The 12169-nt window shown below is 58.9% G+C and carries 8 protein-coding genes, 1 tRNA gene, 2 rRNA genes and 1 pseudogene; 9 read left to right on the forward strand and 3 right to left on the reverse strand.

The window, feature by feature from the left end; all coding sequences use genetic code 11:
- Positions 1-3: 3 nt before the first annotated feature.
- From AZF01_RS15500 to AZF01_RS24490, 8 genes and pseudogenes are all read left to right on the forward strand, one after another.
- Positions 4-753, forward strand: coding sequence for an enoyl-CoA hydratase/isomerase family protein (locus AZF01_RS15500; RefSeq protein WP_061449710.1), 750 nt, complete (start codon positions 4-6; stop codon positions 751-753).
- 1 nt (position 754) lies between these two features.
- Positions 755-2350 (forward strand): acyl CoA:acetate/3-ketoacid CoA transferase, encoded by a 1596-nt coding sequence (locus AZF01_RS15505; RefSeq protein WP_024709513.1) that lies wholly within the window; start codon positions 755-757, stop codon positions 2348-2350.
- Positions 2347-3438 carry a dihydrodipicolinate synthase family protein gene (locus AZF01_RS15510; RefSeq protein ID WP_024709514.1) on the forward strand — a complete coding sequence of 364 codons (1092 nt, stop codon included), beginning with the start codon at positions 2347-2349 and terminating at the stop codon, positions 3436-3438. Before AZF01_RS15505 ends, AZF01_RS15510 begins: the two co-directional genes overlap by 4 nt.
- Before the next feature lie 23 nt (positions 3439-3461).
- Positions 3462-4517: an NAD(P)-dependent oxidoreductase gene (locus AZF01_RS15515; RefSeq protein ID WP_036238025.1), complete on the forward strand. Its 1056-nt coding sequence runs from the start codon at positions 3462-3464 to the stop codon at positions 4515-4517.
- Positions 4518-4526: 9 nt separating this feature from the next.
- On the forward strand, positions 4527-5279 hold the full coding sequence (locus AZF01_RS15520; RefSeq protein WP_024709516.1) for an ABC transporter permease: 753 nt from the start codon (positions 4527-4529) through the stop codon (positions 5277-5279).
- On the forward strand, positions 5276-6052 hold the full coding sequence (locus AZF01_RS15525; RefSeq protein WP_024709517.1) for an ABC transporter ATP-binding protein: 777 nt from the start codon (positions 5276-5278) through the stop codon (positions 6050-6052). The genes AZF01_RS15520 and AZF01_RS15525 overlap by 4 nt, the downstream gene beginning before the upstream one ends.
- A gap of 23 nt (positions 6053-6075) precedes the next feature.
- A complete protein-coding gene (locus AZF01_RS15530) occupies positions 6076-7062 on the forward strand; it encodes an ABC transporter substrate-binding protein (protein ID WP_081725860.1) in 987 nt (328 codons plus the stop codon).
- 188 nt (positions 7063-7250) lie between these two features.
- A pseudogene (locus AZF01_RS24490) lies at positions 7251-7656 on the forward strand (IS3 family transposase); the annotation flags it as partial.
- 50 nt (positions 7657-7706) lie between these two features.
- On the opposite strand, the gene AZF01_RS15535 reads toward AZF01_RS24490, so the two are convergent.
- The 3 genes from AZF01_RS15535 to AZF01_RS15545 all read right to left on the reverse strand — a co-directional run bounded on the left by AZF01_RS15535 (position 7707) and on the right by AZF01_RS15545 (position 11555).
- Positions 7707-7783, reverse strand: a tRNA-Met gene (locus AZF01_RS15535).
- A gap of 218 nt (positions 7784-8001) precedes the next feature.
- A 5S ribosomal RNA gene (rrf, locus tag AZF01_RS15540) occupies positions 8002-8117 on the reverse strand.
- Between the two features lie 359 nt (positions 8118-8476).
- Positions 8477-11555, reverse strand: a 23S ribosomal RNA gene (locus AZF01_RS15545).
- 7 nt (positions 11556-11562) lie between these two features.
- Here AZF01_RS15545 and AZF01_RS24070 point away from each other — a divergent pair.
- Entirely contained in the window at positions 11563-11916 is a 354-nt protein-coding gene (locus tag AZF01_RS24070; protein WP_152534598.1) for a hypothetical protein, read from the forward strand.
- Positions 11917-12169: the final 253 nt, after the last annotated feature.

Here is a 12169-nt window from a genome sequence, read left to right on the forward strand (position 1 = left end):
GGCATGAGCGAGGAAATCACTGTCGAAAAACGCGAAGGCTTTGCCATTCTCACCATGAGCCGCCCTGCGCGCCGCAACGCGCTCGGCGCGACAAGCATGGCCACGCTGTTTGAAAACCTGAAGACTCTTGCCGCCGAACCCGAATGTGCCGCCGTGGTGCTCACCGGCGCGCCGCCGGCCTTCTGCGCAGGATCGGACCTGAAAGAACTTGGCGGATTGTCCGTTGCGGACATGTGCGAACACGAGGCCGAGACAGCGCGGATCGCGCGCGCGATCGGGCACCTGCCGATCCCGGTGATCGCGGCGGTGGAAGGTTACGCGCTCGGCGGCGGCTTCATTCTGGCCGCCTCATGCGACATCGTCGTCTCGGCGGCAGGCGCGAAATGGAACATGCCGGAAGTGCGCAATGGCTGGCTGCCGCCATGGGGGCTGCAGGCGCTTCTTGCCCGCACGAGCGCCGCCAATGCCCGCCTCATCACCTGGGGCATTATGGAAATCGACGGGAACGAGGCCAGACGACTTGGCATCGCCGATACGGTCGCCCCCGACGGCGCCGCGCTTGAGGCCGCCTGCACGCTGGCCGGCCGGCTGGCGGCTCTGCCTGCCAATGCCGTCGCCTCGGCAAAGCGGTTCTTCGAAATCGCGGCGGCCGCCGATGCAGAACGCATGGATGCAGAAGCAGGCAGGCTCTTCGCGCAGGACTGCGAAAGCGCGGCGGCGAAAGCCGTCCTCTCCAGCTTTACGGTGAAATGACATGCAGAAGATCGTAACGGCCGAGGAGGCCGTCGCCAATATCAAGCACGGAGCAACCGTCGCAAGCGCGGGCGTCATCGGATGGGTCACACCCGATGCCATCCTGAAGGCGCTCGGCGCGCGATTTGAGAAGACCGGCTCGCCGGGCGACCTCACCTTCTATTTTCCCTGCGGCACAGGCGACGCCATGGGCATCAAGGGCATGGACCATGTCGCCCGCGAAGGGCTGATGAAGCGCATCGTCTCGGGCAGCTATATCAACCCCGTCGACCCCGCGACCGGCAAACGCCCAGAACTGATGCGGCTTATCCGCGAAAACAGGATCGAGGCCTATAGCTGGCCGATCGGCGCCACCATGCACTGGCTGCGCGAGGTTGCGCGCAAGTCGCCCGGCTACATCACCCGCGTCGGTCTCGGCACCTATGCCGATCCGAGACTGGGCGGCGGCAAGTTTACCGAAAAGGCCAGGGACGACCTGATCCGGGTCATCGAGATCGATGGCGAGGAACTGCTCTACTATCCCACCTGGCCGGTCGATGTCGCGATCCTGAGAGCCGCCAGCGCCGACAAATACGGCAATCTGAGTTGGGAAGACGAGCCGCTGACGACCGCCAATATCGCGCTGGCGCTTGCGGCGAAAGCGAGCGGCGGCAAGGTGATCGTCCAGGTGCGGCGCATCGTCGAGACCAATAGCCGGCCGGCAACGGCCAACCGCCTGCCCGGCATCTTCGTCGACCAGATCGTGGTTGACGAAGACATGATGATGACCACAGATGTGGCTTATGAGCCGGCCTATTTCGGTGGCCAGCGCCGCGACCTCTTAACCCTTGAGCCGCCGCCCTTTTCCGCCGACAGGATCATCGCCAACCGCATTGCAGCCGAGGTTCGTCGCGATGAGCTTGCGATCTACGGTTTTGGCGCGGCAACCGACGTGCCTCTGGTGATGGCCGAACAGGGGCTCTTCGCCGGCGAGGCGATCCACGACTATCCAGCAACGACAGAACACGGTGCCTATGGCGGCATCGTCATGCCGGGCTGGCAGTTCTCTGCCAACATCAACCCGGACGCGCTCCTTGACGGGCCGACCCAGTTCGATGTCATCGATGGCGGGCTGTGCGCATTCACCGCGCTCTCCTTCGCCGAATACGACAGCGACGGCGTGGTCAACGTCTCGAAATTCGGCAAGGCCAATCCCGGCGCCGGCGGCTTCATCGATATCGCCCAGAATGCGCAAAGGCTGATTTTCGCCGGCACCTTCACCACCGGCGGACTGAAGGCCGATGTCCGCGAGGGAAAGCTTGAAATCCTGCAGGAGGGCAAGGTGCGTAAATTCGTCAACGCGGCGGCGTCCGTCACCTATCGGGTCGAGGAGGGTGTACGGAAACGCGGCCAGGAGGCCCTGATCGTGACCGAGCGTGCCGTCTTCCGCTGCGCCGGGGATGGGCTTGAACTGATCGAGATCGCCCCAGGCATCGACCTGCATAGCCAGGTGCTCGACCTGATGGATTTCGCGCCGGTCAGGATCAGCGATCCCCTGCCGCTTATGGACGAAAAGCACTTCGCCCGAACGCTGAATGAGGAGCGTGCAGACGCATGAAGTTCACCGATATCCCGGAAGGGTCTCGTGCCCTCCTAAGAAAGGGCACCGTCCTGCCTGCCCACCCGCTTCTGCTCACCGCAGAACGCAAGCTGGACGAGGCGCGCCAGCGCGCGGTCACCCGCTATTACGTCGATGCCGGCGCCGGCGGCATGGCGGTCGGCGTCCACACCACGCAATTTGCCATTCGCGAAGTCGGACTTTACGAACCGGTTCTGCGTCTTGCTGCGGAAACGGCCTACGCCTGGACTGACCGGCCGCTTCTGATGGTTGCCGGCGTAACCGGTAACACGGAGCAGGCGCTGAACGAGACGCGGATTGCACGCGGGCTCGGATATCACGCGGTTCTCCTGAACCTTGCCCGACTGAAGGGCCAGTCGGAAATCGAGATCCTCAAGCATTGCCGCGCGATCGCCGCTGAAATGCCGGTAATCGGTTTCGCCCTTCTGCCCGAGGTCGGCGGATTTCATCTCTCCTACGATTTCTGGCGCGCCTTTGCCGGTCTCGACAATGTCGTAGCGATCAAGATGGCGCCGTTTGATCGCTATCGCACCATCGAGATCATCCGCGGGGTCTGCGACGCCGGCTCTCAGGATCGCATCACGCTTTATACCGGCAATGACGATCACATCATCCTCGACCTCGTCCAGCCCTTCGTCGTGCGATCGGCCGACGGCAAAAGCGAGCACCGGCTGCGCATTCGCGGCGGCCTTCTGGGACATTGGAGCGTTTGGGCCGAAAAAGCCGTGCAGCAGTTCGAGCGCATCCACGCCATAGCCGACGGCGCGGCGATCCCCGAGGATATCCTGGCGCTCGACAGCATGGTGACCGACTGCAACCTCGCCATTTACGACGCGCTGAACAACCTGGCCGGATGCATTCCGGGCTGCCTTGAAGTGCTGCGCCGCCAGGGACTGGCCGCCGGAACCTGGTGCCTTGACGAGAACGAGGTCCTGAGCCCCGGCCAGAGCGAACAGATCGACCGGGTCTATGCGATGTATCCCGAAATGAACGACGACCTCTTTGTGAAGAAGAATTTGACGCGCTGGCTGAGCGGCAACGCCGCCGCCAATCCGCTTCTGCGATGAAACAGGTTTGGGAGGAAACCGAAATGAACAAAACGATTGAGACCCTTCATCCCGGCATGTTTCCGGACACATTTCGTGACGTCGAGCATCTCGAGGATTTCATGTCGGTGCCCACGTCCGAGGTGGTCGAGGACCTGAACGCGCTCGACGGCGACATCATGATCCTCGGTGTCGGCGGCAAGATCGGCGTCACCATGGCCCGCATGGCCAAGAGGGCCTGCCCCGACAAGCGGGTCATCGGCGTATCGCGCTTTTCCGAAAAAGGCGTCGAGGAGCGTCTCAACGCCTGGGGCATCGAGACAATTGCCTGCGACCTGCTTGACCGGGAGGCGGTCAATGCCCTGCCGAAAGTCGCCAATGTCATCTACATGGCCGGTCTCAAATTCGACTATCGCGGTCGCGAGGATTTTCTCTGGGCGATGAACACGATCGCACCGCAGATCACGGCGGAGGCCTTTCGCGACAGCCGGCTGGTGACCTTTTCGACGATCCATGTCTACCCCTGGTCGAACCCGCTTCATGGCGGCGTGACGGAGAAAGACCTCCCCATGGCCCGGCCCGGCGAATACGCCAATTCGGTTGTCGGACGGGAGCGCACCTTCGAGCATTTCTCCAAGAAATACGACACGCCCGGTCGCGCCATGCGCTTCGTCTACGCCATCGACACGCGTTACGGCGTGATGCAGGAAATCGCCAGCTGGGTCTTTGCCGGCAAGGAGGTCCCGCTCGATACCGGCCATGTCAACATCATGTGGCAGGGCGATGCCAACGCCCAGTTCCTGCGCATGCTCGGCCAGTGCACAGTGCCGGCGAGCCCGATCAATGTCGGTGGACCGGAGACCATGTCGGTTCGCTATCTCGCCAATCGTTTCGGCGAAGCCTTCGGCGTCGAACCGCGCTTTACCGGCGCCGAGCAGGACAATTGCCTGCTCGTGAACTGCGACAAGGCAAACGGGATCTTTGGTAATCCGGTCGTGTCGGTCGATCCGATGGTGCGCTGGGTGGCCGACTGGGTGAAGACCGGAAAGCCCGTCCATGGCAAGCCGTCGAAATTTCAAGTCCGCTCCGGTGAGTTTTGAGCCAACGCCATGACCCTACGCCACTATTCCTACGCCATCGCTTCCCATATCGGCTTCATCCTGCTGTGGCAGGCGGTCGTCGTGCTCGCCGATGTGCCGACCTATATTCTTCCGACGCCGCTACAGACCATCGCCGAACTTTCGGAGGGATCCTATAACTGGGGCATGCAGATCTGGGTGACCACCCTCGAGATCTTCGGCGGCTATGCGCTGGCGGTTGTCGTCGGCGTGGCGCTGTCGGTCCTGTTCGTGTGGATCCCGGCTCTCAACAATTCGCTGATGCCCCTGCTCGTCACGCTCAACATGGTGCCGAAGGTGGCGATGGCGCCGCTGTTCATCATCTGGTTCAGCTACGGCATCGTCCCCAACATGATCATCGCCTTCACGATCTGCTTCTTCCCGATCGTGCTGACGACCTATCGCGGACTGATCGAGGTCGAACCGGACCTTATCAATCTAGTCAAAGCGCTGAAGGCGAGCCGCTGGCAGATCTTCGTCAAGATCCAGCTTCCAGGTTCCCTGCCCTACCTGTTTTCCGGCATGAAGGTTGCTGCCATTCTGGCGGTTGCCGGGGCCGTTGTCGGCGAGTTCATCGCCTCCGACAAGGGGCTCGGCAATTTCCTGCTGATCCAGCAGAACGCGCTGAACACGCCCGCGATGATGATGGCCCTGCTGCTGATCACGGCGATCGGCATGACGCTCTACGGTTTCGTGCTGGTGCTTGAATACATCTTCATCACGCGCAAGGAGATTGCGGCATGAGCCGGACGGACCAGAAACCTTTTATCAAGCTTGATGGCGTCAAGAAGGTGTTCAATGTCGGCGGCAGCGAATTCCTTGCTGTGCAGGACGTTTCGCTCGAAATCCGGGAGGGCGAGCTCGTCTCGATCGTCGGGCCATCCGGTTGCGGCAAGTCGACGGTCCTGTCGATCCTTTCCGATCTCAACAAGGCCACCGAAGGCACGATCGAGATCGGCAATGAACACTCGCCGTTCACCCCCGGCCGGGATGTCGGCATGGTGTTCCAGAAGGCGCTGCTCTTGAAGTGGCGCACCATTCTCGACAATGTCCTGCTGCCGGCCGAGATCCTTGGCCTGCCTCAAAAGGAAAGCCGCGAACGCGCCGCCGACCTTCTGGACATGGTCGGCCTTGCGAAATTCGCCGACGCCTACCCGCAGCAACTTTCCGGGGGCATGCAGCAACGCGCCTCGATTGCTCGCGCCCTGGTTCACGATCCGCGCCTTATCCTGATGGACGAGCCCTTCGGCGCACTCGACGCCCTCACGCGCGAGCGCATGAACCTCGAACTGCTGCGCATCTGGAAGGAGAGCCGCAAGACAATACTGTTTGTCACCCACGGCATTCAGGAAGCGGTGTTCCTCGGCTCGCAGGTCGCCGTCATGACTGCAGGCCCTGCCCGCATGGCTGCTCATTTCGATATCGAACTGCCGGAGCCCCGAACGCTCGACGTCAAGACGACCGAGAAATTCGGCGCCTATACCCGTGAAATCTATCATCTGCTCGGACTGAACTGAAACTGGTTTTAAGGGAGGAAACCATGCGAAAGTACATGACATTTGTGATGACAACCGCGCTTTGCGCAGCCGGCGCCAGCACCGTTTCTGCCGCGGACCTGAGCCTGCAACTGAACTGGAAGGCCGGCGGCGATCACGCCCCGATCTATTATGCGCTTGAACAGGGCTGGTATGAGGATGCCGGCGTCGATCTCGATGTACGCCAGGGCTCCGGCTCGGGCGCTTCCGCCAAGGCGCTGGCCGTTGGCCAGGTCGATCTTGCCATCATCGATACGCCGACCGCGCTCCAGTTCATAGGCAATGACACGCCGATCAAGGGCGTGTTCGTCGCCTATAATGACAGCCCCTATGGCATCTACTGGAAGAAAAGCTCCGGCATTGAAACCGTGGCCGACCTCAAGGGCCGCAAGATCGGGGCGCCCGCCTTCGACGCGGCCCGGCAGATGTGGATCCCGATCGCTAACGCGCTCGACCTCGATCCCGATTCCGTCGAGTGGGTGAACCTGCAGCCGACGGCCAAGGTCGCAGCGCTCCAGTCGGGCGCGATCGATGCAACGACCCATTTCTATTCGGTGCACTTCATCTATGAGGACGTGCTTGGCGATGATCTGGGCTATGCACTTCTGCGTGACGAGGGACTGAACCCTTACGGGCTCGCCTATTTCGCCAGCGACGATTCAATTGCAGAAAAGCATGATGCCATCGAAACCATGGTGCATGTCACCCAGCGCGCCTTCGCCGTCTGCCTTAAAGACCCCGCCCCATGCGCCAAGGCGCTGTCGGAAGCCGTCAGCATGAAGGAGAGCGACGCCGCCCGCGAACTCGAATATGCCTCACGCGTCATGCCTGGCCTCGACAATCCGCTGGCGATCGGCGAATGGGACGTTGAACGCGTCGTCGCCGACTATGATCTCGTCGAAGCATCCTTCGAGATCACGCCGTTTGACCCCAAGACCGCTGTCACCAATGAGTTCATCGACACGTCGATCAAATATCCGGCGGCGAAATAGACTTTCGGGTTCAATCTTGAAGGAAGGCCCCGGGCTCTGCGCCCGGGACTTCGAGCCACTCTTGCCCCTGAAAACCGGATCGTTCTGACCTCAGCCTCCGCCTTTTCGATCTCGTCTCAGGGGCGTTATGAATAGCCCCGCGAAATGTAGACACCTTCCTGCCTAAAATGAGGTAAGAAGGCGACCATGAGCGGGCCATCGAGGACAGGCGGCAGACAGAGCCGTTGAGGTCTTCGTGGGAAGACAGCGGCAAGGTTTTAGGGCTACCGCGAACTGCATGATGACCTGCTGGATCAGGGGGAGACGTGCTGCCCGAACCGGGTTGCGCGCCTGGCCCGTCTTGCCGGCATCAAGGCCCAGATTTGCTATAAACGACGGCTTGGAAGCTAAGGTGGCAAACCTTCTGTTGCCGTCGACAACACGCTCTACAGACGGTTTGACGTGGAAGTGCTGGATAAGGCCTGGGTGACTGATATCACCTACATCCGGATCTTGGAGGGCTCCGCCTATCTTGCAGTCGTCACCGACCTATATTGCCGCCGCGTCATCGGCTGGGCACTCCAAAGCTGTCAGGCGATAGATGTCGTTCAACAAGACCCCACTCGGCGAAAGCGAAGCCTTTGATATTGTCGACAAATTAGTACTGGTTGCGGGGGCAGGATTTGAACCTGCGGCCTTCAGGTTATGAGCCTGACGAGCTACCGGGCTGCTCCACCCCGCGTTATTTCTGAGCTTCCGGGGAATGGTTGCAGACGGTTGGTCTTGCGCTTTGCCCGGAATTTTGTTTGTCGGTGCTTGGAAGTTTTGCTTCCTGCGGGCCGGAGGGCTACTCGAGCCCGCGTTGTTTCGTGTTTGTTGCGGCAATGCAAAAAGCCGCTTTGGGGGCGGCTTGAGATCGGCAGTCGCCGTTATGAGAAGATATTGAGCTGCATTTGGCAGACCTGGCAGCGACTTACTCTCCCGTGCCTTAAGACAAAGTACCATCAGCGCTGGGGCATTTCACGGCCGTGTTCGGAATGGGAACGGGTGTTAAGGACCCCGCCATAGCCACCAGGTCGGCCAAATGCAGCATGTTTTCGAGAAGCTGGAGTTTGTTCTGTCCTCACGCTGACGCGGCTTGCGCCGCTTCGCTCCGGACGGGGCGGCGCATCAGCGCCGGCGGCCGGTCGGCCTTGCGAAGCCTGTCGGCTTCGACCTTCCCCTGCGATGCAGAAGAAAGGATACAAGGTCGTGAGGTCTGTTGTTGTATTGGCGCTTCGCCAGTCAGCAGTCGCAATGACTGCCGGGGGACGACCCTCAGCAGCTTGCCTGCGTCGCGAAGCGGCCCGTCCGGAGCGCAGCGGCCAAAGGCCGCGACAGCGTCAGGACAAAAAGATCATGTCTTCGGCGAAGCCGATGAACATGAACAATGAGAACGATCAAGCCAATCGAGCGATTAGTACCGGTAAGCTTCACACATTGCTGCGCTTCCACACCCGGCCTATCAACGTTGTCGTCTACAACGGCTCTGATAGGGAACACTCGTTTTCAGGTTGGTTTCCCGCTTAGATGCCTTCAGCGGTTATCCATTCCGTATATAGCTACCCTGCTATGCGGCTGGCGCCACAACAGGTCCACCAGAGATACGTCCATCCCGGTCCTCTCGTACTAGGGACAGATCCTGTCAATATTCCTACACCCACGGCAGATAGGGACCGAACTGTCTCACGACGTTCTGAACCCAGCTCACGTACCGCTTTAATTGGCGAACAGCCAAACCCTTGGGACCTGCTCCAGCCCCAGGATGCGATGAGCCGACATCGAGGTGCCAAACAACCCCGTCGATATGGACTCTTGGGGGTCATCAGCCTGTTATCCCCGGCGTACCTTTTATCCGTTGAGCGATGGCCCTTCCACGCGGGACCACCGGATCACTATGACCGACTTTCGTCTCTGCTCGACTTGTCAGTCTCGCAGTCAGGCGGGCTTATGCCATTGCACTCGACGACCGATTTCCGACCGGTCTGAGCCCACCATCGCGCGCCTCCGTTACTCTTTAGGAGGCGACCGCCCCAGTCAAACTACCCACCATACACTGTCCCGGATCCGGATGACGGATCGCGGTTAGACATCCACGAAGATAAGGGTGGTATTTCAAGGATGGCTCCACAAGAACTGGCGTCCCTGCTTCAAAGCCTACCACCTATCCTACACATGCCTTGGCGAATGCCAGTGTAAAGCTATAGTAAAGGTGCACGGGGTCTTTCCGTCTGACCGCAGGAACCCCGCATCTTCACGGGGAATTCAATTTCACTGAGTCTGCGTTGGAGACAGCGGGGAAGTCGTTACGCCATTCGTGCAGGTCGGAACTTACCCGACAAGGAATTTCGCTACCTTAGGACCGTTATAGTTACGGCCGCCGTTTACTGGGGCTTCGATTCAATGCTTGCACATCTCCTCTTAACCTTCCAGCACCGGGCAGGCGTCAGACCCTATACGTCGTCTTAAAGACTTCGCAGAGCCCTGTGTTTTTGATAAACAGTCGCTACCCCCTGGTCTGTGCCACCCTCCGATACTTGCGTATCAAAGGGTCACGCTTCTTCCGAAGTTACGCGTGCAATTTGCCGAGTTCCTTCAACGCAGTTCTCTCAAGCGCCTTGGTATACTCTACCTGACCACCTGTGTCGGTTTCGGGTACGGTCTCACGACGGGGCTATTTCCTGGAACCGCTCCACCGCACACTCAATCCAATAAGAATGTACGATTTGTGCAATCCGTCACCACCGCCTGGCCCACGAATATTAACGTGGTTCCCATCGACTACGCGTTTCCGCCTCGTCTTAGGGGCCGGCTAACCCTGCTCAGATTAACTTTAAGCAGGAACCCTTGGTCTTTCGGCGAGAGGGTCTCTCACCCTCTTTATCGTTACTCATGTCAACATTCGCACTTCCGATACCTCCAGGACCCCTCACGGGTATCCCTTCATCAGCCTACGGAACGCTCCGCTACCACGTGGATAAATCCACATCCTCAGCTTCGGTGCATGGCTTGAGCCCCGGTACATTTTCGGCGCAAAGACCCTTATTTAGACCAGTGAGCTGTTACGCTTTCTTTAAATGATGGCTGCTTCTAAGCCAACATCCTGGTTGTTTTGGGATCCTCACATCCTTTCCCACTTAGCCATGACTTGGGGACCTTAGCTGGAGGTCAGGGTTGTTGCCCTTTTCACGACGGACGTTAGCACCCGCCGTGTGTCTGCTGAACAGTACTCTTCGGTATTCGCAGTTTGGTTAGGATCAGTAAGACGGTGAGTCCCCATAGCCCATCCAGTGCTCTACCCCCGAAGGTATTCATTCAACGCTCTACCTAAATAGATTTCGCGGAGAACCAGCTATCTCCGAGTTTGATTGGCCTTTCACCCCTAGCCACAAGTCATCCCAATCTATTGCAACAGATGCGGGTTCGGTCCTCCAGTTGGTGTTACCCAACCTTCAACCTGCTCATGGCTAGATCACTCGGTTTCGGGTCTAATGCATCTAACTCAATCGCCCTATTAAGACTCGCTTTCGCTGCGCCTCCACCTACCGGCTTAAGCTTGCTAGATACACTAAGTCGTTGACCCATTATACAAAAGGTACGCCGTCACCCTTGCGGGCTTCGACTGTTTGTAGGCATCCGGTTTCAGGTTCTCTTTCACTCCCCTTGTCGGGGTGCTTTTCACCTTTCCCTCACGGTACTGGTTCGCTATCGGTCATGCACGAGTACTTAGGCTTGGAGCGTGGTCGCCCCATGTTCGAACAGGATTTCACGTGTCCCGCCCTACTCAAGGACAATGATTGTTCTACGCATACGGGGCTATCACCCATCTCGCCAGGCTTCCCAACCTGTTCTGCTTTATTCATCATTGCCACTGGCCTCATCCGCGTTCGCTCGCCACTACTTGCGGAGTCTCGATTGATGTCCTTTCCTACGGGTACTTAGATGTTTCAGTTCCCCGCGTTCGCTTCTTAACCCTATGTATTCAAGTTAAGATACCTTATAGCGATATCTAGAAACCATTCCGGTTGCCGCTCGGCAACCCGATTGATTTGTCTTGTCCTCACGCTGTCGCGATCTTCGATCGCTTCGCTCCGGACGGGGCGGCCAAACGTGGCCGACGCGCGGTCGCGCTTGCCTCCGGAGCAAAGCTCCTTCAGGCCTCTTTTCCAAAACTATCGCGGGAAAAAAGTTCGACGCATCCGCGTCGCAAGGCCGACCGGCCGTCGCCGCTCATGCGGCGCGCCATCGCAGCCCCAGCAGGTCGAAGACCTGCGGTACGGGGCGTGAGATCAATTAATGCTAGACAAATCATTCCAACCGGAATGATTTTCTAGATATCTAAGGTGGGTTTCCCCATTCGGATATCCATGGATCAAAGCTTATTCGCAGCTCCCCACGGCTTTTCGCAGCGTATCACGTCCTTCATCGCCTGTGCATGCCAAGGCATCCACCAAATGCCCTTAAATCACTTGATCGTTCTCATTGCTGATGTTCATCTTTTTTTTGTTCTGCCGCGCGTACCGGCCTTTCGGCCTGCGCTGCGAACCACCCGCCAAACAATTGGCGACGCACGGTCGTGCTTGCCTCCAGAGCATAGCTCTTTCGGAATTCATTTCCCAAACCAACGTGGAAAAAGATTTCGGTGCGAAGCACCGCAAGGCCGACCGGCCGTCGCCGCTCATGCGGCGCGCCGTCGCAGCCCAGCAGGTCGAAGACCTGCGAAACGGGCGTGAGACAAAAAATGTCCGGGCCTTTTGTATAACCCCGGCCAATGCCATCAACACGATCAGACCACCGACCCAACAAAGTCGGCAGCCTTATTTCTTTCAGACTTGACGTCTTCCAACCTCAGCGCAAGCGCGCGTCGGCGATCGTTCGCCGCCCCCCGCGGAGGATAGGTCCGAAGGACCGCTCATCCGTGAGCGCAAAACAAACTAAAAAGACGCCAGTCTTTTTAGACCAGCTTCTCGAGATAATGTCCGGTGATGTGCGGTCAGGCGCATCAATCCAACGCATCCGCCAGATGAAGACCAAAGTCCTCAAACAACAGATCGTCGTTACAGACAGAGCTTCCTTCCAAAACCAAACC

Origin of the sequence: Martelella sp. AD-3, from assembly GCF_001578105.1 — a bacterium.
In the GTDB taxonomy this organism is placed as follows: Bacteria; Pseudomonadota; Alphaproteobacteria; order Rhizobiales; family Rhizobiaceae; genus Martelella.

Coding starts and splice junctions, on each gene's coding strand:
- AZF01_RS15510 (WP_024709514.1), top strand. CDS start 2,347: ATGAAGTTCACCGATATCCCGGAAGGGTCTCGTGCCCTCCTAAGAAAG.
- AZF01_RS15530 (WP_081725860.1), top strand. CDS start 6,076: ATGCGAAAGTACATGACATTTGTGATGACAACCGCGCTTTGCGCAGCC.
- AZF01_RS15520 (WP_024709516.1), top strand. CDS start 4,527: ATGACCCTACGCCACTATTCCTACGCCATCGCTTCCCATATCGGCTTC.
- AZF01_RS15505 (WP_024709513.1), top strand. CDS start 755: ATGCAGAAGATCGTAACGGCCGAGGAGGCCGTCGCCAATATCAAGCAC.
- AZF01_RS15525 (WP_024709517.1), top strand. CDS start 5,276: ATGAGCCGGACGGACCAGAAACCTTTTATCAAGCTTGATGGCGTCAAG.
- AZF01_RS15500 (WP_061449710.1), top strand. CDS start 4: ATGAGCGAGGAAATCACTGTCGAAAAACGCGAAGGCTTTGCCATTCTC.
- AZF01_RS15515 (WP_036238025.1), top strand. CDS start 3,462: ATGAACAAAACGATTGAGACCCTTCATCCCGGCATGTTTCCGGACACA.